Origin of the sequence: Paenactinomyces guangxiensis (assembly GCF_016055185.1) — a bacterium.
Classification (GTDB): domain Bacteria; phylum Bacillota; class Bacilli; order Thermoactinomycetales; family Thermoactinomycetaceae; genus Paenactinomyces; species Paenactinomyces guangxiensis.
On record NZ_JAECVR010000015.1, the window covers coordinates 20,314 to 46,407 of the forward strand.

General features: G+C 45.9%; 21 protein-coding genes and 1 pseudogene. 18 read left to right on the top strand and 4 right to left on the bottom strand.

Features of this window, described 5'->3' with window-relative positions:
- Positions 1-7 precede the first annotated feature (7 nt).
- On the top strand, positions 8-802 hold the full coding sequence (locus I8U27_RS13815; protein WP_181752748.1) for a MetQ/NlpA family ABC transporter substrate-binding protein: 795 nt from the start codon (positions 8-10) through the stop codon (positions 800-802).
- Positions 803-845: 43 nt separating this feature from the next.
- Here the strand turns inward: I8U27_RS13815 and I8U27_RS13820 are convergent, their stop codons facing one another.
- The 3 genes from I8U27_RS13820 to I8U27_RS13830 form a co-directional block, all read right to left on the bottom strand.
- Complete coding sequence (locus I8U27_RS13820; RefSeq protein ID WP_181752746.1) at positions 846-1,490, bottom strand: YigZ family protein; 645 nt, start codon at positions 1,488-1,490, stop codon at positions 846-848.
- Between the two features lie 109 nt (positions 1,491-1,599).
- Positions 1,600-2,649, bottom strand: coding sequence for an LCP family protein (locus I8U27_RS13825; RefSeq protein WP_181752744.1), 1,050 nt, complete (start codon positions 2,647-2,649; stop codon positions 1,600-1,602).
- Positions 2,650-2,907: 258 nt separating this feature from the next.
- Positions 2,908-3,957, bottom strand: a complete 1,050-nt coding sequence (locus I8U27_RS13830) for an LCP family protein (RefSeq protein ID WP_181752742.1) — start codon at positions 3,955-3,957, stop codon at positions 2,908-2,910.
- 206 nt (positions 3,958-4,163) lie between these two features.
- Here I8U27_RS13830 and I8U27_RS13835 point away from each other — a divergent pair, with 206 nt between their 5' ends.
- From I8U27_RS13835 to I8U27_RS13900, 14 genes are all read left to right on the top strand, one after another.
- Positions 4,164-6,482, top strand: a complete 2,319-nt coding sequence (locus I8U27_RS13835; RefSeq protein WP_181752739.1) for a S8 family peptidase — start codon at positions 4,164-4,166, stop codon at positions 6,480-6,482.
- 369 nt (positions 6,483-6,851) lie between these two features.
- Positions 6,852-8,054, top strand: coding sequence for a methionine adenosyltransferase (gene metK, locus I8U27_RS13840; protein ID WP_181752737.1), 1,203 nt, complete (start codon positions 6,852-6,854; stop codon positions 8,052-8,054).
- A 223-nt stretch (positions 8,055-8,277) separates the two neighbouring features.
- The gene (locus I8U27_RS13845; protein WP_232345509.1) at positions 8,278-9,024 is read left to right on the top strand and encodes a response regulator transcription factor; all 747 of its coding nucleotides are present in this window, start codon (positions 8,278-8,280) and stop codon (positions 9,022-9,024) included.
- A gap of 69 nt (positions 9,025-9,093) precedes the next feature.
- The gene (locus tag I8U27_RS13850) at positions 9,094-9,519 is read left to right on the top strand and encodes a hypothetical protein (protein WP_181752736.1); all 426 of its coding nucleotides are present in this window, start codon (positions 9,094-9,096) and stop codon (positions 9,517-9,519) included.
- 145 nt (positions 9,520-9,664) lie between these two features.
- Positions 9,665-11,311, top strand: coding sequence for a DEAD/DEAH box helicase (locus I8U27_RS13855; protein ID WP_181752734.1), 1,647 nt, complete (start codon positions 9,665-9,667; stop codon positions 11,309-11,311).
- 185 nt (positions 11,312-11,496) lie between these two features.
- The gene (locus I8U27_RS21155) at positions 11,497-12,219 is read left to right on the top strand and encodes a ComF family protein (protein WP_181752732.1); all 723 of its coding nucleotides are present in this window, start codon (positions 11,497-11,499) and stop codon (positions 12,217-12,219) included.
- Positions 12,220-12,313: 94 nt separating this feature from the next.
- Positions 12,314-12,589 (top strand): HU family DNA-binding protein, encoded by a 276-nt coding sequence (locus tag I8U27_RS13865; RefSeq protein ID WP_181752730.1) that lies wholly within the window; start codon positions 12,314-12,316, stop codon positions 12,587-12,589.
- 443 nt (positions 12,590-13,032) lie between these two features.
- Positions 13,033-13,818: a basic amino acid ABC transporter substrate-binding protein gene (locus tag I8U27_RS13870; protein ID WP_232345511.1), complete on the top strand. Its 786-nt coding sequence runs from the start codon at positions 13,033-13,035 to the stop codon at positions 13,816-13,818.
- Between the two features lie 685 nt (positions 13,819-14,503).
- Positions 14,504-15,187 (top strand): amino acid ABC transporter permease, encoded by a 684-nt coding sequence (locus tag I8U27_RS13875; protein WP_181752780.1) that lies wholly within the window; start codon positions 14,504-14,506, stop codon positions 15,185-15,187.
- A 5-nt stretch (positions 15,188-15,192) separates the two neighbouring features.
- Complete coding sequence (locus I8U27_RS13880; RefSeq protein WP_181752726.1) at positions 15,193-15,915, top strand: amino acid ABC transporter ATP-binding protein; 723 nt, start codon at positions 15,193-15,195, stop codon at positions 15,913-15,915.
- 250 nt (positions 15,916-16,165) lie between these two features.
- A complete protein-coding gene (locus I8U27_RS13885; RefSeq protein WP_181752725.1) occupies positions 16,166-16,366 on the top strand; it encodes a cold shock domain-containing protein in 201 nt (66 codons plus the stop codon).
- A gap of 196 nt (positions 16,367-16,562) precedes the next feature.
- Positions 16,563-17,120 (top strand): ribosome hibernation-promoting factor, HPF/YfiA family, encoded by a 558-nt coding sequence (gene hpf / locus I8U27_RS13890; RefSeq protein WP_181752723.1) that lies wholly within the window; start codon positions 16,563-16,565, stop codon positions 17,118-17,120.
- Positions 17,121-17,323: 203 nt separating this feature from the next.
- Complete coding sequence (wecB, locus tag I8U27_RS13895) at positions 17,324-18,391, top strand: non-hydrolyzing UDP-N-acetylglucosamine 2-epimerase (RefSeq protein ID WP_309506155.1); 1,068 nt, start codon at positions 17,324-17,326, stop codon at positions 18,389-18,391.
- Between the two features lie 477 nt (positions 18,392-18,868).
- Positions 18,869-20,095: a glycosyltransferase family 4 protein gene (locus tag I8U27_RS13900; RefSeq protein WP_181752718.1), complete on the top strand. Its 1,227-nt coding sequence runs from the start codon at positions 18,869-18,871 to the stop codon at positions 20,093-20,095.
- Between the two features lie 89 nt (positions 20,096-20,184).
- On the opposite strand, the pseudogene I8U27_RS13905 reads toward I8U27_RS13900, so the two are convergent.
- A pseudogene (locus I8U27_RS13905) lies at positions 20,185-20,856 on the bottom strand (aspartate/glutamate racemase family protein); the annotation flags it as partial.
- A 367-nt stretch (positions 20,857-21,223) separates the two neighbouring features.
- Here I8U27_RS13905 and secA point away from each other — a divergent pair.
- The 3 genes from secA to I8U27_RS13920 all read left to right on the top strand — a co-directional run bounded on the left by secA (position 21,224) and on the right by I8U27_RS13920 (position 25,886).
- On the top strand, positions 21,224-23,773 hold the full coding sequence (secA, locus tag I8U27_RS13910) for a preprotein translocase subunit SecA (RefSeq protein ID WP_181752714.1): 2,550 nt from the start codon (positions 21,224-21,226) through the stop codon (positions 23,771-23,773).
- 92 nt (positions 23,774-23,865) lie between these two features.
- A protein-coding gene (gene prfB, locus I8U27_RS13915; protein ID WP_181752711.1) for a peptide chain release factor 2 occupies positions 23,866-24,979 on the top strand; the annotation gives its coding sequence in 2 pieces (ribosomal slippage) (positions 23,866-23,937 and positions 23,939-24,979; 1,113 coding nt in all).
- Between the two features lie 118 nt (positions 24,980-25,097).
- Positions 25,098-25,886, top strand: a complete 789-nt coding sequence (locus I8U27_RS13920; RefSeq protein WP_181752710.1) for an enoyl-CoA hydratase/isomerase family protein — start codon at positions 25,098-25,100, stop codon at positions 25,884-25,886.
- Positions 25,887-26,094 lie beyond the last annotated feature (208 nt).

The window sequence follows — 26,094 nt, forward strand, 5'->3', positions numbered from 1 at the left end:
GGAAATGATGAAGAAAATTGCTGTCTTAGTCATGGCCTTTGCAGTGGCCCTGTTAGGATCTGCATGCGGTGCAAACAATGGAGATGCAGCCACTCTGACCGTGGGAGCATCTGCTGTTCCACATGCTGAGATATTGGAGCATCTGAAACCACAGCTGGAAAAACAGGGTGTGAATCTGGAAATTAAAGTATTCCAGGATTATGTAGTACCAAACAAAGCTGTGGAAGAAGGGGAAATTGACGCCAACTATTTTCAGCACATTCCGTGGATGGAAGCCACCAATAAAGAACGTGGATACCATATTAGCAAAGTGATAGGTGTCCATATTGAACCGATGGGGGCTTATTCCAAAAAAATCAAAGATGTGAGCCAGCTAAAAAATGGAGCCACAATCGCCCTTCCCAATGCGACCAGTGAATTGACACGGGTTCTTCTGTTGCTTGACAGCCAAAAGTTAATTCAACTGGACAACCGTGAAGGGGATAAAACGCTGAAAAGCATAAAAGCAAACCCTAAAAACTTGAAATTTCAACTGTTGGAGCCGGCAATGCTGCCACGTGTCTTAGATCAGGTTGATCTGGCTGTGATCAACACCAACTATGCGTTGCAAGCAAAACTGAATCCGTTGACAGACGCCCTTTTTATTGAAGGAAAAGATTCACCCTATGTAAACGTTCTGGCAACCAAAAAAGGAAACGAGAAAAACGAGGCTCTGCAAAAACTGGCAAAGGCGCTCACTTCACCCGAGACGAAAAAGTTTATTGAAGAAAAATATAAAGGTGCGGTTGTACCTGCATTTTAATGGCAAAGTCAATAGAATATGAAGAAACAACCCCGTAACGCTGTTATGTTGCGGGGTTGTTTCTGTTCACTTCTTTATATTGTCTGTCTCCTAACACTACTCTGGCTTGACCGCTGGTCCAGTTGTTCACCTGGTCTGTCAATTTCTGTTCTTCGCCGATTGGGACCCAGACCGCCCAGCGAACGACATCAGTAAACTGAGGGGAATCTAGCAGATAACCTGAACGGTGCAGTTCATGCTCCATTTTGCCTATAAAGGGGTAGTCGAAAGTAAAGATCATTTCCTGATGCATCACACGTTCTACGATTCCGGCAGCTTCAATCGCCGCTGCCGCCCCCTGGCTGTAGGCGCGGACAAGTCCGCCTGCTCCCAGTTTGATGCCGCCAAAATAGCGGGTGACTACAATCGCTGTATATAAGAGGTTTTTGGCATGAATCACCTCCAGGATCGGTCGGCCGGCGGTTCCTGCCGGCTCTCCGTCATCGGAAGACTTTTGGACCGTATCTGTGATGAGATAGGCATAACAATTATGGGTGGCATCCCAATGCTTCCGGGAAACCTCCTGGATAAACTTGACTGCTTCTTCTTCCCCGGGCACTTGTTTAGCACGGCAAATAAAGCGTGACTTTTGTATGATGATTTCTGTTTCTCCGTCATGGCCTACGGTTTTATAACTTTGCCGGTTCATTTTTTCCCTTCCCTTTCACAACCATTATAAAGGAAAGGGAGCTGTAGAAAAAGGAAGGCATGTTTGGAGGCGGCAAGATGTGAGCGCCAACCGATTATGCTCTTATCTGTCATCTGTGGCCAGGAAAACCATTTGATGTTTGATCAGATTGTGGATTATCTTCTTCGGACTTTAACTCCATATACTGCTTAAACAAGTCTCTGATGCGCTGTTTTTCTTTTTCGGATAAAATCAAATACGAGATGCCCTTTATTTTATCGGGGTAAGTTTCGACTTTAACGGTTTCGATGTTACTTATGGGTATATTTTGGTAAACAGCCGCGATTGACGGGATTTCACCAATATCTATATTAAAGGACAGGTTATCTCCAACTGCCCGGGATATTTTCGGGAAATTCGCAATCCCTTCTGCGCTGATCATCTTGTCGACAATTTGAGATATCACTTCTTGTTGCCGTTCATTTCGTCCCATATCTCCCTCTATATTCTGTTCAGCTTTCCGTTGGCGTACATAGGCAAGCGCTTCCATACCGTTCAGATGGTGTTGACCGGCCGGGATGGTTTTCATTTGGTTAATCGCAGGCCCCCTGAAAGTATAACGATTATTGACATCAACACCTCCCACCGCGTCTACAATATCGACGAACCCCCGAAAATTGACTTTGGCGTAATAATCGATGGGGATATCAAGCAGGTTTTCCACTGTTTCACGAGTGTTGTCAATCGGATTTTTACCTTTCATCTTTCCCCAATAGGCGGAATGGTTAATTTTATCTCTGAATCCGTCTGTATTTGCGATGGTCACTTTCGTATCACGGGGAATACTTAGCAACTTCACTGATTTGGTTTTAGGGTTGACCGCGGCAACCATGATCACATCCGGACGCCATATTTTCTGCTCCGCCTTGGTATCAATTTGGTCTGAGCCTAACAGAAGGACAGCAAATGGTTCTTTTTTCGGTTCTACGGGTTTCTGTCGTCTTTTAGATCTGCTAACTTCGCTGTCATGGCTTTTAGTAAGGGCGGAGATAGCCTGGTAACCCAGGTAAGAGCCAATTCCAATGATTAAAATCAAGATTAGTCCCATCACACGGAAAGCCCACTTCTTGCGTCGTTTCTTTTGTATCCGGACAACCCGGCTCTCATTTCCCTTTCCCATTTTTATCCTCTCTTTGCTTAAGCAGACTTTATAACAATGAACGAACAAATAGATGAGAGTGATTGATTTCTATTCAACTACTAATCTAAATAATATCGGAAATTTCTGATATTTACAAAGGTATTCCTCCCGAAGATGGCTAAGAAAAAATGAGGATTTATGAAAGAGGGGTGCTTTTCGCTGAAAAATGGAGAAAAAGTGAGTATAAGATTTTTATTTTAAACATAAATATAAAAAGAAGGAAAAAAAGGGGTTGGCTTAATTGCCTTCCCCGCTTGAATCATCCTCTTCTGTTTGATCTGTCTCTTGATTTTGGTCCTTGGGTTTCCATTCCATTTGCTTTTGCAATATGTCTCTGATTCGTTGTTTCTCCTCTTCGGACAAAATCTCGTACCAGATGCCGTTTCGTTTGTCGGGATGTGTTTTGACTGTAATGGTTTCCAGATTTCCCTTTGACTTGTTATAAACGGCCTGAAGAGCAGGAATTTCGGTGACCTTAAAGTTGTAGGAAAAGTTTCTGCCCACCGCTTCTGTCAGTTCGCTAAATTTAGTGATTCCTTCAAAGCTTATAATTTTATCCGTCAATTGTTGTACCACTTCTTGCTGCCGTCTATTGCGCCCTTTATCACCCTCGGGGTCTTTTTTGCGCATTCGTACATAAGCGAGGGCCTGCTCCCCGTTTAAGTGCTGCGGGCCTTCTGGAAATCTCATGACTCTGCTGTTAAAGCTGGTTGTTTTGAAATAAAATTTATTATTGACATCCACGCCGCCCAGCGTGTTAACAACGTCCATGAAACCTCTGAAGTTGATTTTGGCATAATAGTCAATCGGGATTCCCAGAAGGTTCTCAACCGTTTCCCTGGTATTTGTGACCGGGTTGATCCCTTTTTCCTTGCCCCAGTATGCTGCGGAATTAATTTTATCTTTATGGCCGTTCGTGTTGGCGATTTTTGTATACGTATCGCGTGGAATACTTACCAGTTTGATAGAGTTGGTTTTGGGATTAATGGCTGCCACCATCAATACATCCGGGCGCCAGGCTTCCTGTTCCTCTTTTACTGTCAACTGGTCGGACCCGATCAAAAGGATGGCAAACGGATCCTTTTTAATTTCTACTTCTTGATCCCTCAGTTTTGATTTCCCCTGGGATTCATCGTGCCCCTTGGCAAGGGCTCCCCAGACTTGCAAGCCAAAATAAGAACCGATACCGATGAATAAAATTAAACACATGGTAAGAATGCGAAATAACCATTTCCGGCGCCGTTTTTTCTTCACGCGGTCAATTCGGCTGTTTTCTACTCTTAGCATTGTATTCCCCACTTTGTTGCCGATAAAAAAATTGTTTTTTTTATACTATCATCTTGTAATGTTAAATATCAAGATAAATAGACAGAATTATAAAAATGATACATCCGATCCTGTTGAATAAAATTATAGCAGGATACCCTTCTTATTTTATCGTAAACTCTGATAGAATGCTATAAAAGAACTTAAAGGCGAAAATGGAGAATGGTATGGTAAAGAAAATAAGGAGAGAACGGATCGCCGGATTCACAACCATCTGTATCCTGGCCCTTTCTCTGTTACTTGTTCCTCTTTGGAACAGCAAACCGGCTCCTTCCCTGATGATAGAATCACCAGAGGGACGGGAGTGGGTGATCAGGTGGAGACAAAAAGTGAATCCCGCTTTTCTGCAAACAGTTGTAGTGATTCACCGTTCCGCGGAGAGGGATGACGGTGAGACAATGCTGGTACAGGTCAAAAAAGGACTGGACCCGGAATTATGGACGAAGCGCTGGGCCAAAGACCCGGGAGTTGAATATTTACATCCCAACCATAAATATAAGCTGGAGGGCAATGAGCATACAACAGGTACGGAAAGTTTTGATGATTTTTATTATCTGGAAAAAATCAGGGCAAACCAAGCCTGGAAAGTGCTTCGCTCCAAACAAAAACAATATACGAAACTGCACCGTCCGGTTGTTGTTGCTGTCATCGATACGGGGGTCGATTTCAGAAATCCGAAATTGGCCCCTCTCCTCATGCCGGGAGTCAACCTGAAAAACAGGTCTCTTCCACCCCAGGATGAGATGGGGCATGGCAGCAAAGTGGCCGGAGTGGTTGCGGCTGTATGGGGAGCATTCTCCAAGGAAGGCCCTGTCGGCAACGGAAAAATTTTGCCGATCAAAGTGATGGAAGACGGAACGGACGGAGATATTTACTTTACGGCTGAAGGAATCAGGGAAGCTGTTCGCCGCCGGGCAGATATTATTGTACTCGCACAGGGGAGCTGGACCTATTCACAGATGATGGCAGATGCTGTCAAAGAGGCGGAACGGGCCGGGATCCTTGTGGTTAGCGCCGCTGGTAACGCCAGCTATGATATAAATGGAAAAGTGGTTTATAACCATCCCCTTTACTACCCGGCCGCATTGCCAAACGTGTTGGGAGTCGGTTCGGTCAGTTTGAACGGAACACATGAGCTTTCGTCCAATACAGGAGAAGGGATCGATGTGGCGGCACCTGGCGAATGGATCAAAACGACCGGGAATGACGGAGATTTTCATTTTGATTCGGGAACGTCATTTGCCGCCCCGCAGGCAGCAGCGGTGGCAGCCATGATCCTGCAGCTACATCGGGAGTATTCGGCGGCTGACCTGCGCCATCTCATCAGCCAGACAGCTCTGAAAGGGCCGGGTGAACCCAGGTGGGATGAACGGATGGGATTTGGACAGCTTGATGCTTATCGTGCTCTAACCACACCTTTATCCCCGGACCTGTCAGAACCCAATAACCGCCCCGAGCTGTCCATGCCCGTCTCTACCGCCCAGGAACTGAAGGCGTCTCTGACGGAGAAAGACGAAGATTGGTATCATATGGATGTCAAGCGTGCTGGAATCCTTTTGCTTCAATTCCATAAAAAGAAAGGAGAATGGGGGGATTCCTGCTTAAAAGTAACCATTGCCGAAAACGGTCATTCATCGCTTTACCGGTTGGACCAGTGGCAGAACATCAGATTAACGGTTCCTGCCGGACGAGTGCATCTGCAGATCATTGGCCCCAAAAAACCGGCAAAAGAAATCGTCTATCGCTGGCAGGCAACCTGGATTCCCCCTGCTGATGAGTATGAAAACAATGATTATCAATGGAATGCTGCCGATATAGACCTGTTTGAAGGCTTAACCGCTTATCAGGGTACCATTCACAAAAAAAGGGATATGGACTGGTACCGTCTGGTTATCCCCAAACAGGGGCAGCTGGAAATCGGTGTGCAAACCTTTACTCCCAGGATGGACCCCGTCCTGTATATTCAAACAAAGCAAGACTGGAAGGGGATGCGTGTTGATGCAGGAGGGGAAGGGGAGCGCGAACAGATGCAGATGAAAGTGGAAGAGGGAAGTTTGTATCTCCGTATTTCCGATTACGGAGGAAATGTGATTGACGACTTCTATCAGCTCACTTTCCATTATCAAGCGGATATTCAGGACCCTACAGAGCCTAACCAGACTTCAAATGAAGCAGCCACTATTTTGATGGGCCAGGAGATGCAGGGACAGTTGACAGAGGTGACTGATATTGATTGGTACAGCTTTTATATGGAGCAGGAGCAACAGACGGAATATGTTTTACTGGCTCTAGATCAGCTGAAAGGAGTGAATTTCACACTTTATGACGCGGAGCGGCGGGTGATTCAAACGTGGTCCGGTGATCAGGAAAGAAATGAGGCAGTCAGTTTGTCGGCATCTGTACCTCCGGGACGTTACCTGCTCCGTGTACGGGCTGAGAACAAAACGGGACTTGGCGCGTATCGGATCCGAATCCAGACTAAATAGATGACAGATGATTTGGCCATCACAGCCCCGTGAATGGCCGTCTTTGTTTTACCTCGAAAGAGAGAAACAGATGATAAAATATGTTTTATTCACATTCCCCATCTCATCCTATGATCATAGTATAGATTCAGGTGAAAAAATGATAAATTTAACTTTAAATTAAATGATGTTGTATTTCCAATTCCTTTAGGTTATTCTATTGATGATGTAGAGCCCGTTACTCTCTGCCCTCTGTTAATATAAGAAGAGTTGGGCGACCGGCATATTGAGAGGTTCGAGGGTTTGTAAAGGGTGAAATAAAGGAGCGCCTTTCCTCGGAGGAAAGGTGTTTTTTCATTGGCCATATTGATTCTGAAGGGGAGAAGATTGATGTCTACAGAAAAAAAACGCAGCCTGTTTTCTTCTGAGTCGGTAACCGTTGGACATCCGGATAAAATTTGCGACCAAATATCCGATTCGATTCTGGATGCGATTTTGGAAAAAGATCCGAATGCTCGCGTTGCCTGTGAAACCACTGTAACCACCGGTCTCGTGCTTGTATCCGGTGAAATTTCCACCAACTGTTATGTGGATATCCCCAAAATTGTCCGTGCAACGATTAATGACATTGGGTACAATCGCGCCAAATTTGGCTTTGATGCCCAGACTTGTGCAGTTCTGACCTCCATCGATGAGCAATCTTCAGATATTGCCCAGGGCGTCAATGAAGCACTGGAAAAAAGGGAAGGCTTGATGACCGAGGAAGAGATTGAAGCGATCGGAGCGGGTGACCAGGGGCTGATGTTCGGCTTTGCCTGCAATGAGACTCCGGAATTAATGCCATTGCCGATTTCCCTGGCGCATAAACTGGCTCGGCGTTTGCATGAAGTGCGTGTTGACGGTACGTTGGAATATCTGCGGCCGGACGGGAAAATCCAGGTAACCGTGGAATATGAAGATGATGTGCCGGTTCGGATTGATACAATTGTCTGCTCTACCCAGCATGCTGAGGATGTCACGCTGGAGCAAATCAAACAAGATATTCAGGAGCATGTGATTCAGCCGATTGTTCCACACGAGATGATGGATCAAAATACCAAATACTTCATTAACCCCACTGGCCGGTTTGTGATTGGCGGCCCGCTCGGGGATGCAGGTTTAACCGGCCGAAAAATCATAGTGGATACGTATGGGGGTTATGCCCGTCACGGAGGAGGGGCTTTTTCCGGTAAAGACCCAACCAAAGTGGACCGTTCTGCGGCTTATGCAGCCCGTTATGTAGCGAAAAATATCGTTGCCGCCGGTTTAGCCGATAAATGTGAAGTTCAGCTTGCCTATGCGATTGGTGTTGCCCGCCCGGTCTCCATCCGTGTTGATACATTCGGGACCGGAAAAGTAAGCGAAGACCTGTTGGTTAAATTGGTGGAAAAGCATTTCGACCTCCGTCCGGCCGGGATTATTCGCGAATTGGATTTGCGCCGTCCGATCTATCGCCAAACGGCTGCTTACGGCCACTTTGGACGTACCGATATTGATCTCCCATGGGAAGCGACCAACAAAGCTGAAGTACTAAAACAAGAAGCAGGACTTTAAGTGATTTTAATGTTAGCGAGTGAATTCCCCCGTTTCATTGGGGTAGATGAAAGCAAGCGTGAGTTGGTTCGATAAAGTGGAAAGCTTGCCCTTTTAATGGCGATGCCGTTCACAGTGACAACGTACAGCCGTCCGAAGCGGGCGGCTTTTTGTATTTCAAATTACAGCTTTACATGGTAAAATTTAAATATGAGCGAATTTTGCGAAGAAAGAGGTGAGTCCCTTGATTGAGAGGCAGCCACAGGCAGGACAAACGGATCGGCCCATCCGTCCCGGGGCGGTTCAAGTGGCGCCAATCCGGGTGTTAATCGCTGACCCGGACTCAACATTTCGTCACGGATTAAAGATGGCTTTAGCAAAAGAAGAAGATATGGTGCTGGTGGGTGAGTGTTCCGAGGGGAATGAGGTTCCGCCCCTGTGTGGGACAACCATGCCGCATGTTGTCATACTGGATCTATATTTACCCCGGATCGACGGGGTGGAAGTAACCTGCCGTCTTAGCCAGATGGCTCCTCGTACGAAGGTTCTCATCCTATCTGATCAAGATGATCCCTATGTCCTGGAGACGATTCGCTCAGGGGCTTCCGGCTATCTATTGAAAAGCATGGGAGCCTCTTCGATCATTGAGGCGATGAGGGTGATCGCTCGTGGCGGCTTTTATATCCATCCGATTATGATGGGAAGGCTGGTGAATGAACTTCGTCGTTTGAGCAGGAAAGAAGGAGTTTTTCAGCATCTTTATACAACTCTCCCTCCAATTTCGTGGCAGGAAGTGTTAACATATAGAGAGATGGAAGTGTTGCGATTAATGTCACAAGGCAAGAATAACCGCGCGATCAGTGAACATTTATATATCAGTGAAAAAACAGTCAAAAACCATGTCAGCAACATTTTATACAAATTAAATGTTCAGGATCGAACCCAGGCGGTTTTGCTTGCCATTAAATACGGATGGGTTCAATTGATCTAGTCGATTCGCCTTAAAGTACACTACTTCCACCTTTCCTGCATATAATAAGGTAAAGGAGGGGCGATACCGATGGAACAGTGGATCCTGTGGAGTGCTGCTCTGTACGTAGTGATGTTTTTTCTTTTGAAAGGTTTATCTGCTTACTTTGGGAAGTATTATCATAATAAGGCCTACCATTTGGTCATGATCACCTGCAACAGTCAACATTCCATCGAATGGATGATCTGGTCCTATCATTTTTGGAACGAAACAAAAGGCAATAAAGGAAACATTACTTGCATAGATACAGGTTCGACAGACGATACACTGGCAATTTTGCACCGGCTCTGGCACCGTTATCCCCGTCTTCAGATCGTTCGGCTGGCACCTTATGTCAATACGGAAGAAGCGATTCATGAGTGGCTGAAATCTCAAAAGCAGAACAAGGAAAAGTTAATTGTATTAGATTTAAGGGAGCCTGAGAAAGCTCAGGACTCGGAAAGGCATTTGGCATAATGAAACATCATGAAAGGTCAGACTCCAGGAACAAGGGTCTGGCCGCTTTTTTCTGAAAAGGGATTGTTTCGTGAATCATGAAAAAATAACTGATAACCCGGAACGAAGGGCACAGCCTTTTGAAATATCGAAAGAAGGGTAAAATGTGGAATTTTATGTTTACCGCAATTCCGCTGATTCAAGTTTACATATGAGCCTTTCTTACTCCGTCGACCAAACTTTTTGGAGCCGGAGAGGGGACCGGACAGAATTGATCGCCGTCACGCGCTCAATGGGAAAAGCGTACGAAATAATCCAACAGGGGACAAACCTGCTGCCGGGAGCCAGAGCTCCTGAGAGGGAGTGGGACCATCAGGAATGGAAAGCTTTGGTGAAACAGGCAAAAGAGGTGGAGGTGATTTTGCAGGGTCGGTCACTGTTATGGCCGGAAGTAGAGGCACTTTTACACAAACGGAAGCTGAAGACAGGAAGAGCGGAACTTGCCCATACGATCCAGCTTCTTTATTTACAGGGAAAGGTTCGTTACAAACCGGGAGTGGAGTTATCCGGACCGGCGGCAAGATGGATTTGCCACCGCTGTTTGGCCGGGGGTTCTCTATTGAAGCTCTCAGCCTGTGCCAGATGCGGTGAACGTTGTGCAGGTTGTGAACAATGCCTGTTGTTGGGCAAGTCGCGGTCATGTATTCCGTTTTTGCTGTTCGGAAACGGAGATAAAAAGAAAGTGTGTGGTGATCATGCCTTTACGATCCCTTTTTCTCTCACATCCGCCCAGCAGGGTGCCGTACAAAAGATTGAGCGGTTTTTGACCTCCACTGAGCATCAGTTGCTTGTATGGGCAGTAACCGGGGCAGGAAAAACCGAGATCATGGTTCCGGGAGTAGGATATGTGTTAGAGCAGGGCGGGAAAGTGTTATGGACCACCCCGCGGAAAGATGTGGTACATGAACTGGCTCCGAGATTGAAAAAGCTTTTACCAAAAACGAAGGTATGTGCTTTGTACGGAGGAAGCCCGGACCTTTGGCTGGACGGAGCTGTCGTGGTTGCAACGGCACACCAGACATGGCGCTTTTATCAGTATTTCGATTTGGCGATTATTGATGAAGTGGATGCCTTCCCGCTTTACGGTAATAAAGCACTGGAACAGGGGATCGTGCGGGCGTTGCGGCAGTCGGCAAAACAGATCTTGCTCACCGCTACTCCGCCTCCTGAGTGGAAAAGCATGGTTCGCAGCGGGAGGTTAGGTGCGGTCACACTCCCTGTTCGTTATCATGGATACCCTTTACCCGTGCCCGAACTCATACGGGAGTGGGGATTGTGGAAAAAGCTGAGGGATTGCCGCCCCATCTCTCCCCTTTCCGCTTTTCTAAAGAGGATGAAGCAAACAGAGGGGCAGGCGCTTCTGTTTGTACCCCGTGTTCAGGATGTGAAAACTGTATTATTGTGGCTAAAGGAAAGGGAACCGGAGACAGGTTGTCAGGCAGCCGGAGTGTTTGGGCAAGACCGGCAGAGGGAAAAAACAATGCAATTGTTTCGAGAGCGGAAACTTCAGGTGGTCGTGACCACGACTATTTTGGAAAGAGGAGTTACCGTTCCCCGTTGCCACGTTCTGGTGATTGGAGCAGATCACCCTGTTTTTGATCGCCCTTCCCTTATCCAGATAGCAGGTAGAGTGGGGAGGTCCGGAGAATACCAACAAGGAGAAGTCCGGTTCCTGGCGAATGAAAAAACAGAGGCACAAAATCAGGCCAAAAAAGAAATCGAATGGCTTAACCAGCTGGCCAAAAGGTTGTGATCCGACAGAAGGAGGTGAGATCTGCCGCGGGAAATGTCCAAACAATAAGTGCTGCTAGACAAACAATACCGTTTTTGATATTCTATATGCGAACTTGTGTTCGGGAAAGATCTTCTACTGTTAAAATGAATGAAGAATCGTATAAATAAAGAAGGATTTCTAAAATAAGGAGCGTATTACATTTAGTGGACTGGTGGTCAATTTTCTTCTCTCCGCCGAACACATGTTGGTTCTGTTCGACTCCTGTACGGTCTTCCCGGTTTGCAGCAGTCTGGAAACAAGTGTGCACCGTTTGCCAGGATCAGATCGAGCCAATCACTGAGCGGTTTTGCCACAGTTGTGGTCGTCTGATGGCGGATGAGAGGCCGGCCATTTGCTTAGACTGTACTAAAATCAGTGAGGGGGAGAGAGTCTGCAATAGGAGTGCTGTTACCTATTCTGATTGGGTCAAACAGATTATTCAAATCTATAAGTATCGCGGCAAAGAAAGTCTCGCCACACCGTTGGGATTGTGGATGGCAGAAGTGGCCGCCCGCCATTTCCGCTTGCGAAGGTTTGCTTTTATCACCTTTGTTCCGCTATATCCGGACCGGCTTCATGAACGCGGTTTTAATCAGGCCGAACTCCTGGCCGGAGTGATGGGGAAGCGTTTAGGGCTGCCTGTTGTCCCTTTGTTGGAGAGGTGCAAGTCAACCTCATCCCAGAGCCAAAGAAGCCGGCAAGAGAGACTCCTGGCCCTGAAAAATGTTTTTCGACTGGGAAAAGAGGTAAATAGGAAGCAAATCGCGAATAAAACAATTCTAATCGTAGATGATGTTTATACTACCGGCACCACTTTAAGAGAGTGTGCAAAACCGTTACGGCAAGCAGGTGTGAATGATGTTTGCTCTGTAACGTTTGCTAGATAGATTTTAAAAAGATAGGTATAGAATTGGAAAAAGTGGTCAACACCAATGATAGTCATATTCTTTTACCTATCAAAAGATAAGGAGAGATTATCTGATGAACAAAACAGAATTAGTAGAGCGTGTAGCTGAAAGCACAGGAAAAACGAAAAAAGAGGCCAGCCTTGTAGTGGAAACCGTATTGCAAACCATTTCCGAAGCACTGCAAAATGGTGAAAAGGTAACCTTGATTGGCTTTGGAAACTTTGAAGTGCGTGAGCGTGCCGCCCGCACAGGCCGTAACCCGCAAACGGGTGAGGAAATCCAAATTGAGGCCAGCAAAGTTCCCGCGTTTAAGCCTGGTAAACAGCTGAAAGAGCTTGTAAACCAATAAATAAAGCCATTATAAAAGTAACGGTAAACACCCTTCCCTGACTCATTGCTGTGAGTGGGGCAGGGTGTTTTTATGTCAGCGAGCATGGAAACCTTATCCCTGAAAAAGGGAAAAAAGAGATATTTGTCGAATGTGTTTATACGCACATATGTGCTGTACGTTGAAAACGGAATCGGATCAGGTTGTGGTGAGGGAGGAACAGCCCATGCGAGAAAAAACACAAGTTGTGTTGCAGGGACTGCGGGGGAGGGGGTTACGCTTGCGGAGAGGATGGCTTCGGATGAAACGAGAAACCCTGTTGCTTTAGGTGAGCATCTTTACGACTGAATAGCGAGTTGTTCATTTTCCATTTGCTTCAATTAGTTAAATGAAATATAATTAATCAGAAGTTTATTACTTTTCCATCCCCTGTTCTTTATTACATAATGAAGGAGGAGATGATCTTGCGCAGGCTGACAGTACTTATCATATCTATTTTGATGGTTTTTGCTCTCTTATTAGCCGGATGTAACACAAAAAGTTCCGATGCCGGGAAAGGTACATCCGAAAAAAGTAACGTGGTGAAAGTGGGAACAGACGCTGCCTACCCGCCTTTTGAAAAGCAAGAGGGGAATGGGGAGATTACTGGTTTTGATGTGGATATTTTAAACGCCATTGCCAAAGCCGGCGGTTTTACAGTGCAACTTCAGCATACGGGATGGGACCCGCTGTTTGAAGGAATCAATAGTGGGAATATAGATGCCGGTATTTCGGCTATCACCATTACCGAAGACCGGAAGAAAAAATATGATTTTTCTGATCCCTACTTTGATGCCAAACAATTGATTCTTGTTCCCGCCAGCTCGAACATCAAGTCTTTGCAAGAGCTAAAGGGAAAGAAGATCGGAGTCCAATCGGCTACCACGGGAGAGACGGTCGTCCAGGAGGCATTTGGAAAAACTTATCCCAATCTCAAAGGCTACGATGACACACCTGCTGCGATTGAAGACTTAAAGCTGGGACGGTTGGATGCTGTCGTGGCAGATAACGGGGTTGTTATGGAATATGTGAAAAAACTGGGGAAAGACAAATTTAAAATTGTTGAGGACCCCTCTTTTAAGCCCGAACAGTACGGAATGATAGTGAAAAAAGGCAATGCTGAATTGCTTGAGAAGATTAATGCCGGCTTGAAAAAGATCCGCGAAGATGGGACCTATGACAACATCTATCAAAAATATTTTGGGAAATAATCGGGAAAAAGACATCATTTTCTATTTCATATATGTATAAATCTTATGCAACCATGATTCTTGATGAATAAGCACAATGAGAATAGCCTTACATCCTTCCCGGGGATCGAAGGCTATTTTTTCTTGACCCAATATTTCCCTATTAGTTGTGTGCATTATTTTAATTGAATATATATTCAAGATCAATTATACTGTAAAAGTAATTTTTTAATTCATACAAGTTAATTTCTTTTCTGTTTTTATTTAATACTATGCTCTTTCTTGAAATAAATCTAGCTGTGCTGGTCTCACCCCGCTCAGTGAAAGATATCATGCGTCTTTACAGCAACGGTGCAAGGATAAGGAAGTTTTCATTTCTATCCATTCAATGTGTTAAAAATCTATACTCCTGTAGGTCTTTTAGCCGGGACATCTCCGGGACCTGTGGATAACTTTGCGGAAAGTTACTTGTGGGGAAAACTGGATTCTATCTTTAGCGGGGATTCCAACTATCTTGTCGGTGGGTTCCTTATATTTTCTTGAGGATTCCTTGTGGATAAACTGTGGAATCATTGTTCTGTGGATATTGTGGATAATGTGGATAAGTGTGTGAATAACTTGCCTCTCAAATCTGCCCTGTGAAGGAGAATTGTGGATAACTATGGATTGGTCTGCAATAAACGAATTTTTTATCAATCATTTCACTATGGACTGGTCAGTCATCGGTGAATATAAGAACTACTTTATTCGTGGATTTATTACAACTTTTGAGCTGACCCTGGTAGGAATTTCAGTAGGTTTGTTTATCGGTCTCATTTTAGGATTTATGCAGCTTTCAGGGAAAAAGTGGCTGATAAAACCTGCGAAACTTTATGTCGATTTGTTCAGGGGGACTCCTCTGCTTCTGCAAATATTAGCGATTCATTATGCTGTGCTGCCTACACTGTTTATGGATATTCTCGGATTTGAACAAAGCCCTGAAGCCCTTATATCGAGCTTTGTTGCTCTCGCTTTAAACGCGGGTGCCTATATCGCCGAAATCTTCCGGGGAGGAATTATGTCAATTGAGAAAGGGCAGATGGAAGCGGCCCGCTCCCTGGGAATGACTTACTGGCAAGCCATGCGCTTCGTTATTCTGCCACAGGCATTTAAGCGGATGTTACCTCCCCTGGGAAATGAATTTATCGCCCTTCTTAAAGATTCTTCTCTGGTAACTGTGATTGCTGTAAATGACATCACCTACGCCGCCTTTACCACCGCGAAAAACACCTTTGAACGTTGGACTCCCTATATTACAGCAGGAATCATGTATCTCGTTTTAACCTTGATCCTCTCCCGGATCGTCTTTTATCTGGAAAAACGCTTTAGCACCGGCCGTGCAAAGGGGTGAGCCAAGTGATTCAAGTTGAACACTTATATAAAAGCTATGGAGACCACGAAGTGCTGAAAGATATCTCTACCCGGATCAAAGAAAAGGAAGTCGTTTGTGTCATCGGGCCCAGCGGTTCCGGAAAAAGCACTTTTTTGCGCTGCCTGAACTTGCTGGAGCCAATCACGTCGGGAAAAGTAATTGTAAATAAATATGATCTCACTGATGAGAAAGCGGACATTAATCGGGTGCGGACGGATGTAGGGATGGTATTTCAGCAATTTGAGCTTTTCCCGCATAAAAAAGTGATTGACAACATCACGCTTGCTCCCATTCAAGTGCGGAAGCTGACTCGTGAGCAGGCGGAAAAAAAAGCACTGGAACTCCTGGAGAAGGTGGGTTTGCGGGAGAAATCACATGCGTATCCGGCAGAACTTTCCGGCGGACAAAAACAGCGGGTAGCCATTGCCCGTGCCCTGGCGATGGAACCGAAGATTATGCTTTTTGATGAACCGACATCGGCCCTTGACCCGGAAATGGTGGGAGAGGTTCTTGCAGTGATGAAACAGTTGGCTCGTGAAGGGATGACGATGGTTGTCGTCACGCACGAGATGGGTTTTGCCCGTGAGGTGGGCGACCGGGTTCTCTTTATGGATGAAGGGGTTATTATTGAAGAAGGGAAACCGGACCAGATATTTAATCAGCCCGCTCATGAGCGGACCCGTTTATTCTTAAGCAAGGTTTTATGAATTGGAAAGCGGGATGTTACGTTTGCGGAGTAAGCTGTTTGAGGATTGACAACGCCGTTTATTAAAAATCTGAATGCGTTGTGTGAACGTCAGCTGTCGATGAAAGGTTTCCAGCTGAATCGGGTAACTGTCCAAAAGCTATGAAACGCAAGGGATATGCTTGACAGTCGTTTACCCCGGTGGTATATTTGATTCGCGTAAGATGTATGTCTTGTGCAACATATCTGAATTCAAGAAGGGAATGTTTTGCATGCAAGGCAAAGTCAAGTGGTTCAACGCGGAAAAAGGCTATGGCTTTATTGAACGTGAAGGTGGCGAAGATGTATTCGTACACTACTCTGCGATTCAAATGGAAGGTTTCAAAACGCTTGAAGAAGGACAAACGGTTGAGTTTGAAATCGTAGAAGGTTCCCGTGGACCACAGGCTGCGAACGTTGTGAAAATGAACTAATCATTCCTGAAAATGAAACGAACTCCCCTGGGGATTCCTCCGGGGGGTTTTCTATTTTTGCTGGAAATATATTTGAAGATTGTTAAAATATCTTGTTATTTTCCTTAATTTTTCTTTCATTTTTTTTAAAAAAGGGGGAGGAATTTTTCCTGAGCAAGGGAATAGATAGAGTACAAACGGAAGGAGGATTTCTTTTATGAAATATGTCATCCGTGGAAACAACATAGAAGTGACAGATGCTCTTCGCGATTTTGTCGAAAAAAAATTAAGCCGTCTGGAAAAGTATTTTGAAACTCCACCAGCAGCGGAAGCACATGTAGCACTCAGCGTTTTAAAAGATGAGCACAAAGTGGAAGTAACGATCCCGTTTCCGGGTCTGTTGGTTCGGGCGGAAGAATCCAGCGAAGATATGTACGCATCTGTTGATCTGGTTGTCCAAAAGCTGGAACGGCAGATTCGCAAGTATAAAACAAAGATGAATCGGAAGTTCCGGCAGGATGCAACCCTCCGTATCCCATGGAAAGAACATTCTCCCAACCTGCAATCGACATCCGTTGTTGCAGAGGAAGAAGAGGAGATTAAAATTGTTCGGACCAAACGATTTAATTTAAAACCGATGGATGCCGAAGAAGCGGTCCTCCAGATGGATATGCTCGGGCATAATTTCTTTGTTTTCTCCAATGCAGTCACTGACCAGATAAATGTGGTATACAAGCGGAAAGACGGGAAGTACGGCCTGATTGAGCCGGAATGATTTCCTCTTATTGAAATAAGACAGCTTTAGAGATCCATTCCACGCGGGATGGATCTTTTCTGTGAACGTGTCCAACTATTTTTCTTTGGTGACAGGTGCGAACGATTATTGAAGTTCATTCATGCTGTGGTATGATAGACCTCGTATAAGAGAAAATGGCTTCTCCCAACCTTTATGAACTCATTTCTACGGGGGGTTTTGCAGTGAAAGTCTTAACCGTGGTCGGAGCGAGACCGCAGTTTATTAAAGCGGCACCTGTGTCACGCGCCATCCGGCAGCAGTCACAGGAGATTTTGGTACATACAGGCCAACATTATGATAAAGCGATGTCCGAGGTATTTTTTGAGGAATTAAACATACCTGTCCCTGATTACAACTTGCATGTCGGCTCTAAATCCCATGGTGCCCAGACCGGGGAGATGCTGAGCAAAGTGGAGGAAGTGATCATCAAAGAGAAGCCGGATTGTGTCCTGGTTTACGGGGATACAAACTCAACATTGGCGGGGGCACTGGCGGCTTCCAAACTTCACATTCCCGTGGCTCACATAGAAGCGGGTCTCCGGAGTTTTAACCGCCGCATGCCGGAGGAAGTAAACCGCGTACTGACAGATCATGTTTCTGAGTGGTTATTTTGCCCGACCCGGACGGCAGTTCGCCACCTGGCCAATGAGGGAATCAACAAAGGGGTTTATCTCTGTGGGGATGTGATGCTGGATGCGGTTAATTATAATCGGAAGCTGGCTGATGAGAAATCAACAGTTTTAAATGACCTTGACCTTAAACCTGGCTCCTATATCCTCATTACCCTCCATCGTGCCGAAAATACAGATGATCCGGCCCGGCTCAGGCAGATTACAGGTGCTATCAACGAGCTGCCGTTGCCCGCAGTTCTGCCTTTGCATCCAAGGACAAAAGGAAAATTGGAACAATACGGACTCCGGATCACAAACCCGAATGTAAGGCTGATTGAACCGGTTGGATATTTGGATATGCTGCAGTTGGAAGTGAATGCAAACAAAATCCTGACTGATTCAGGCGGAGTACAAAAAGAGGCATTTTTTGCCGGAATCCCCTGTATCACCATGCGGGACGAAACGGAGTGGACCGAAACGGTTTCTCTGGGTACCAATATTCTCGTCGGAGCGGATCAGTCCAGGATTCTTGAGGCCGTTCATCAATTTAATGTAGATTTTTCATCAGTAGAACCGGTATTTGGAGACGGTGATGCCGCCCGTCAAATCGTAGAGCGACTTTCCAACGATTTGCGCTGACAAGATAAACACAGGATGGAAATTCTTTCCCCGAAAATAGTGATAGCAGGCTTTCTCATCCCATAGACTGTAGGGAGGGAAAGCTTGTATTTGTTTAGAAGCTTGTGCTGCCCGGAGAGTGTAAGTGTTTCACACAGGCTGTTTGTTTAAAATTTTGAATTTTTATCGAACAGGATACTCAAAACATTTCAGTTATGTTACAGTAGGAATAGATTTTTTAATATGCATGTAATATAATGTCTTTAATATTACAAAGACTGAAATGGTGTTCCTGTCACCTGTTGGGGCAGATTTGACCTGAATGGACTAAGCTAAAGAAGACAGTCATCAACGCTACTTCTGTATGAGTGTTTACCGTAGCTTTGGTTTTCTGTCTTTTTTTCTGAGAACGTTGATTTGATGCGAGCAGCAAACCATAATTGGAGTTGTCATATTCTGCGCTCCAATGAATGTGTAGAGAATAAGGAAGTGAATGTATTGCGAATTTGGCTAGCGAACCATTATGCCGTACCGCCCAATATTGCCGGGATTACCAGGCATTACGAACTGGCTAAAGAGTGGGCTGTGGAAGAAGAGGCGGAGGTAACTCTGTTTCTGTCCAAGTTTGTCCATCCTCGCCGTACCTTTATTACGGAAGAGGAGAAGAACAGCTTGGAAAACATCAAAGGGCTCAAGCTGGAATGGCTCTGGTCTTTTCCCCATAAGACCAATGATGTTCGCCGCATGGTTAATATGGCCAGTTTTGCGGTCGTATTTTTTCTGGCAGGTTTATTAAAGAAGAGGCCTGACGTGCTGATCGCTTCTTCCCCTCATTTGTTCACCGCATTTGCCGGCTGGATGCTTTCCAGAATCAAGCGTTGCCCGTTTGTGTTTGAAGTGCGTGACCTTTGGCCGGACTCCCTGATCAAAATGGGTGGTCTGAAAAATAAGTACATCGCCCGCGTTTTAACCTGGATGGAATCCTTTTTGTATCAAAATGCAGATCAGATTATTGTATTGACAGAACATCAGCGTAAATTTATCGCCGATAAAGGGATCGATCCGTCTAAGATCCATCTGATCCCCAACGGAATCGTAGTCGGGTCCTGGAAGCCCGATCCCGTGAAAAGAGCGGAGTTTAAACGGAAAATGGGTGTCCCTGAAGATCAGTTTGTGGCCATTTATACCGGGGCACACGGTCCAGCGAACGCATTGCAGTATGTTGTACAAGCGGGTCGTTATCTTAAGCCGGGCATCTCTATCGTGCTGATCGGCGATGGGCCGGAAAAAGAAAAATTGCTTAAGATCAAACAAGAGGAAAGCCTTGACAATGTTCATTTGCTGGACCCGGTACCGAAATCGGAGATCTTTGATTATACCCAGGCGGCGGATTGCGGAATCATCTCTCTAGCGGATAATGAGGTGTTCCGGGGGGCCCGTCCAAATAAGTTATTTGACTATACTTTTGTAGGGATTCCCATTGTCACCACAGTCGATGGGGAAGTACGGGAAATTGTTGAAAGCAATCAAGTGGGTGTATTTGCCGGAGCGGAAAATCCCCAGGGGTTGGCAGAGGCGATTGACCGTGTACGTTCCTATACACCCGAACAATTAGAGCAAATCAAGCGAAATGGAAGGGAATATATCGACCGGGAAGGCGACCGCAAGAAACTGGCTCACCGTTTCTACGGACTCTTGCAATCACTGGCCAATCTTCGTAAATAAATCAACCAAATGGGCGGATCGTCAAAAAAGCGAGTTTCCATGATGGAAGACTCGCTTTTTGTCGTAGCCCCTGTACGCACTAGGGCCGGGAGTGATAAATACTTGTTAACAACGGCCCGGGCAAGACAGGCAGATGAATCAACAAAGCAAATCTGATCCCATATCTTAGTTGAGACAACATTCAAATCTGTACACGCTATGATAACCGTATCTACGGTCTCAGCTAATTCGGAACAAACCTTATCCCACATTTGAATGGAAGCATCTATTTGACCTGTTTTGATTTTTGATATGATTTGATTGACATCCGCTTGCCAACTCTCTTTGTGAATATAATCAATACCGGATTGCAAAAAGGCCTCTTGATATATTCCAGATTGAACGGTGGCACTGGTAGCTAAAAGAGCTGCTCTCCCCGAGGATCTGGGTATTTCCTTTATCGTTTCATCGACCATGTTTAGCAGAGGGACGGAAACGGAACTCTTTAACTGATTAAAGTAAAGGTGTGCCGTATTACATGGGATGGCAATAAAGTCAACACCGGTATTTTCAAGTTTTTGGGCCCCTTTGATAATAGCCCTTTCCATAGCTGCATGATCAATAGGGCGATCCATGTAGAAAGGCGTTGGGCATGAGTAAATCATCATATGAGGGAAGTCAATGTCATGTTTGGCACCGTAGATTTTTTGGCACTGTTCTACCACCTGGTCAATAAATGGTCCAGTCGATTTCGGACCCATCCCCGCTAATATTCCAATCATTTCTCATTCCCTCCTGAACTCTTTCGCTATCCGCCTGAGGAATAAGCTAAACCATAGCTGTATGTTCAGATCTTAATTAAGTTACCAAAGCGTCCTTGACAGTATATCATTTTATATGAATTTGCTCTTCCGCAAACCCTTTTTCATTGTCTGTTAACATTGGGGTGACTGAATTCTGCCTTCCCCCTGTGACACAGAGCACTGCCACAGAAAAAAGAACGCATATCATCAAGGAAAAAAGTGAAAAAGAGAGCCTAATTTGATAAACTATTGTTTAGTACTATTATTTTTTATGTACTTTTATGGAGACAAATCCTGAACCATTTTCGTTTAGATAAACCCATCCCAGAGTAGGAGGATGATGAAGGTGTTTAAAACCCTTCGTAAACTATTGGATACCAATGAGCGGCAGTTAAAGAAATTTTTTGCCATCGCTGATCAAATCGAGGCGATGGGACCTGATATCGCTGCTTTAACTGACACAGAATTGCGCGCCAAAACGGATGAATTTAAACAAAGATACCAGGATGGTACCTCATTAGATGATCTTCTCCCTGAAGCATTTGCCGTAGTCAGAGAAGCGGCAACCCGGGTGCTGGATATGCGCCATTTCCGGGTTCAGCTGGTAGGGGGAATGGTTCTTCATCACGGAGATATCGCGGAGATGAAAACCGGAGAAGGGAAAACCCTGGTTTCCACCCTCCCCGCTTACTTGAATGCCCTCCCCGGCAAGGGTGTCCATATTGTTACGGTGAACGACTATCTGGCCCAAAGGGACCGCGAATGGATGGGGCAAATCTTTGAATTTCTCGGATTGACGGTTGGCTTAAACCTTCCCCACATGAGCCCGGAAGAAAAGCGGGCCGCTTACCATGCAGATATCACCTTTGGTACCAACAACGAGTTTGGGTTTGACTATTTGCGTGACAATATGGTTCTCTATCCGGAACAATTGACGCAACGGGAGCTTAACTATGCCATCATCGACGAGGTGGACAGCATCCTCATCGACGAAGCGAGGACCCCTCTTATTATCAGTGGACAGGCAAACAAAGCGACAGATTTATATTATTCGGCTGACCAGGTGGTTCGCCGCTTAAAAGCGGAAGATGATTATACGATCGACATTAAAACCAAACAAGTTGCATTGACGGAAGACGGTGTGAAAAAAGTAGAATCATTCCTCGGTGTGGATAATCTCTACGATATGAAAAATATCACATTAAACCATCATATCCAGCAGGCTTTGAAAGCGCATGTCCTCATGAAACGAGACCAGGATTATGTAGTAAATGAAGAGGGCGTTGTCATCGTTGACGAATTTACGGGGCGACTGATGCAAGGGCGCCGTTACAGTGACGGTTTGCACCAGGCGATTGAAGCGAAAGAAGGCTTACAGGTACAGCGCGAAAGCATGACACTGGCGACAATCACTCTGCAAAACTACTTCCGCCTGTACGACAAACTGTCAGGGATGACGGGGACAGCGAAAACGGAAGAAGAAGAGTTTCGCAAAATCTACAATATGGATGTCTACCAAATTCCGACCAACCGCCCGATGATCCGCGAGGATCATTCTGACGTGCTTTACCGGACGGAAGAAGCCAAGTTCCGGGCAGTGGTGGAAGAGATTGAGGAGCGCCATGAAAAAGGACAACCCGTACTGGTGGGGACCGTATCCATCGAGAATTCGGAAAAATTGTCCCGCATGCTAAAGCGCCGGGGGATTCCGCACCAGGTATTGAATGCGAAACACCATGCGCGTGAAGCAGAAATTATTTCACAAGCGGGTCAACGGGGAGCTGTCACCATTGCCACCAATATGGCCGGACGGGGAACTGATATCAAACTGGGCGATGGTGTAGCAGAACTGGGCGGCCTGCATATTATCGGTACCGAGCGCCATGAAAGCCGCCGTATTGACAACCAGTTGCGCGGTCGTGCCGGCCGTCAGGGAGATCCGGGTTCATCCCAGTTTTACCTCTCTTTTTCCGACGATCTGATGCGACGCTTTGGCTCTGAGAACATGGAGAGCATGATGGAGCGCCTCGGTCTGGATGAAGATCAGCCGATTGAGGGTAAAATGTTTACCAAAGCTGTAGCCAATGCCCAGAAAAAAGTGGAAGGAAACAACTTTGATGCCCGGCGCTGGGTACTGCAATACGATGATGTTCTCAACCAGCAACGGGAGCTTATCTACAAACAGCGCCGCGAAGTTCTGACCAGCGATAACTTGAAAGACGTGGTGCTGGAGATGGCCAAAGCCACAATCCAACGGGTGGTTGAGGCTCATACTTCAAAAGAAGAGCTGGAAGAAGAATGGGATCTGGATGCCATCATCGACTTTGCAGAAGCGAACCTGTTGCCTGAAGGCCGGATCGATGAGGATGATCTGGAAAACAAAGAACCAGAAGAAATGGTTGAGTTTATCTATGAAGAAGTGGTCCGGTATTATGAAGAACGGCAGCAGGAACTCGGCGATGAACGCTTGCAGGAATTCTCCAAAGTGGTAACGCTGCGTACCGTCGACCGGAAATGGATGGATCACATTGACGCGATGGAGCAACTGCGCCAGGGAATCCACCTGAGAGCTTACGGGCAGGATAATCCTCTCAGAGCTTACCAGTTTGAAGGATTTGCCATGTTTGAAGAGATGGTGCAGGAGATCCAGGAGGAAATTGTCAAATATGTGATGAAATCAGTGATCACAGAAGATGAAGAACTTGAACGGGAAGAAGTGGCGGTCAATGCGGTTGCCAGCTCAGGCGGTACAGAGTCACAAAAGGAACCCGCAAAAAAACAGCCGGTTCGCCGCAGTGAAAAGGTGGGCCGCAATGAACCTTGCCCTTGCGGAAGCGGCAAAAAGTACAAAAATTGTTGTCAGAAGTCGGATCGGACAGTAAAAGCGGGTATGTAAGGTAGGGGTCACGTCCCCTGCCTTTTCCATGGTGTCGCAAAAATGATCAGTGAGAGTTATAATGGGAACAGATTTTAGATGAGGTGACGGAAATGGAATTAAGTGAAATCAAACATGAACTGAATACTACAGCCAAACGCCTGGCGGACATCAGGGGGTCTCTTTGACCTCGATAACAAAAAGGCAAAGTTGCATGAGTTAGAGGAAAAGATGGCTTCCCCCACATTCTGGAACGACCAGGCGGAGGCCCAAAAAGTAATTGATGAGATGAAGCACCTGAAAGAACAAATTGAAGCCATCACCACTCTGGATGAAAAATACGAGGAACAGCGGCTCATGTTTGAGTTGATCGTGGAAGAAGGGGAAGACCCTTCTCTCACCGAGGAATTGAAAAAGGAATTGCGCTCCCTTTTCGCTGATTTAGATGCATTTGAATTAAGTCTGATGTTAAGTGAACCCTATGACAGAAATTCCGCCATTCTTGAACTTCACCCGGGGGCAGGGGGGACAGAGTCCCAGGACTGGGCGGAAATGCTTCTTCGCATGTATACCCGCTGGGCTGAACGCAGTGGGTACAAAGTGGAGACACTTGATTATCTGCCCGGTGAAGAAGCAGGAGTCAAAAGTGTCACCCTGTTGATCAAAGGTGTGAATGCGTACGGGTACCTGAAGGCAGAAAAAGGGGTACACCGCCTGGTGCGCATTTCTCCTTTTGATGCTTCCGGCAGGCGGCATACTTCATTTGTCTCCGCCAACGTGATGCCGGAAGTTGATAATGATGTGGATGTGGAGATCCGCCCCGATGAACTCAAGATCGATACCTATCGTTCCAGCGGAGCAGGCGGACAGCATGTTAATACCACCGATTCGGCTGTGCGGATTACCCATCTGCCAACCAATATTGTGGTTACCTGCCAATCGGAGCGCTCCCAGATTAAAAACCGCGAAAAAGCGATGAAAATCTTAAAAGCGCGTCTGTATGAACGGAAGCTGGAAGAGCAACAAAAAGAATTGAGTGCCCTCAAAGGGGAACAGACGGAAATCGGCTGGGGAAACCAAATTCGCTCCTATGTTTTCCATCCTTACAGTATGGTGAAAGATCACCGCACACAGGTGGAGACAGGAAATGTTCAAGCGGTGATGGATGGGGAAATCAATCCCTTTATTGAAGCTTATCTTCGCAAACAGATGAACAATAAATCATGAACAAGAAGGAAAAAAGAAGACCCGTGCCGAAAAGAAAAGCAGTATTTTTATGACAGGATTGCGGGAAATATCCTTTCGGTTTAATCAGAAACCTTTAAATATGGGGTGACTGGAAAGCATGTCCAATTGGAAACACATCAGATCAGATCAAGGTGAAGGCTGGGTACTGCTCACACTTTCCCGTCCAAAGGTTTTAAATGCACTCAATCGTGAGTTATTGGAAGAATTAAATGAAGCTGTAGATTGGATCGAAAAAACGGATTCTGTCCGAGTTGTGATCATCACGGGTTCAGGAGAAAAAGCATTCGTTGCCGGTGCTGATATATCGGAGTTTAATGAGATTAAGGCCGCCTCACAAGCTGAACAAATGGCACTGCGGGGGCAATCCCTTTTCAGGAGAATTGAAAACCTTCATAAGCCGGTGATTATGGCCGTTAATGGCTATGCTCTGGGTGGAGGGTGTGAACTGGCGATGTGTGGGGATATTATCCTGGCAGCGGAGAACGCCCGTTTTGGACAACCGGAAGTAAATCTTGGCATCATACCCGGCTATGGCGGAACCCAGAGGCTCGCAAGAGCGGTTGGCAAGAATATGGCCAAATATCTGTGCATGACCGGGGAGATGATCACCGCCGCTGAAGCACAGCGACTTGGACTGGTGCAAAAAATCGTTCCTGCGCCTGAGCTGATTAAAGAGGCGAAACAGTTGGCCGGGCAGTTGGCTCAAAAGGCTCCGCTCGCAATCCAGTTGATAAAAAAATCCATTCATAATGGGCTTGATGTTGACCTGGGAACCGGATTGCAGCTAGAAGCTTCCTACTTTGGCCTCTCTTTTAACACAGAAGACCGGACAGAGGGCGTCAACGCTTTTTTGGAGAAAAGAGCACCCCGATTTAAAGGAAAATAAACGATGAATTACGGGCCGGCAGTCCAGCCGGCTCTCCTCATTCCAGCATCTTTATTAAGAAAATCATCAAACTTTGCTATAAACTAGCGGACGAAAAGCTTTATAATGTTTTGGGGAGGCAATCCCCCTGACCCGCTTTTGCAGAAAGCTCAAGTCAAACATTCCTGCAAATGAACCGACCAGACATGACTTAGATACAGTTAACAAA

Bases quoted from the DNA above. Each gene is read 5' to 3' on its own strand.
- I8U27_RS13920 (WP_181752710.1), top strand. From the start codon at position 25,098: ATGTCCAATTGGAAACACATCAGATCAGATCAAGGTGAAGGCTGGGTA.
- I8U27_RS13835 (WP_181752739.1), top strand. From the start codon at position 4,164: ATGGTAAAGAAAATAAGGAGAGAACGGATCGCCGGATTCACAACCATC.
- I8U27_RS13815 (WP_181752748.1), top strand. From the start codon at position 8: ATGAAGAAAATTGCTGTCTTAGTCATGGCCTTTGCAGTGGCCCTGTTA.
- I8U27_RS13830 (WP_181752742.1), bottom strand. From the start codon at position 3,957: ATGCTAAGAGTAGAAAACAGCCGAATTGACCGCGTGAAGAAAAAACGG.
- I8U27_RS13885 (WP_181752725.1), top strand. From the start codon at position 16,166: ATGCAAGGCAAAGTCAAGTGGTTCAACGCGGAAAAAGGCTATGGCTTT.
- I8U27_RS13825 (WP_181752744.1), bottom strand. From the start codon at position 2,649: ATGGGAAAGGGAAATGAGAGCCGGGTTGTCCGGATACAAAAGAAACGA.
- hpf (WP_181752723.1), top strand. From the start codon at position 16,563: ATGAAATATGTCATCCGTGGAAACAACATAGAAGTGACAGATGCTCTT.
- I8U27_RS13865 (WP_181752730.1), top strand. From the start codon at position 12,314: ATGAACAAAACAGAATTAGTAGAGCGTGTAGCTGAAAGCACAGGAAAA.
- I8U27_RS13875 (WP_181752780.1), top strand. From the start codon at position 14,504: ATGGACTGGTCAGTCATCGGTGAATATAAGAACTACTTTATTCGTGGA.
- I8U27_RS13820 (WP_181752746.1), bottom strand. From the start codon at position 1,490: ATGAACCGGCAAAGTTATAAAACCGTAGGCCATGACGGAGAAACAGAA.
- I8U27_RS13850 (WP_181752736.1), top strand. From the start codon at position 9,094: ATGGAACAGTGGATCCTGTGGAGTGCTGCTCTGTACGTAGTGATGTTT.
- metK (WP_181752737.1), top strand. From the start codon at position 6,852: ATGTCTACAGAAAAAAAACGCAGCCTGTTTTCTTCTGAGTCGGTAACC.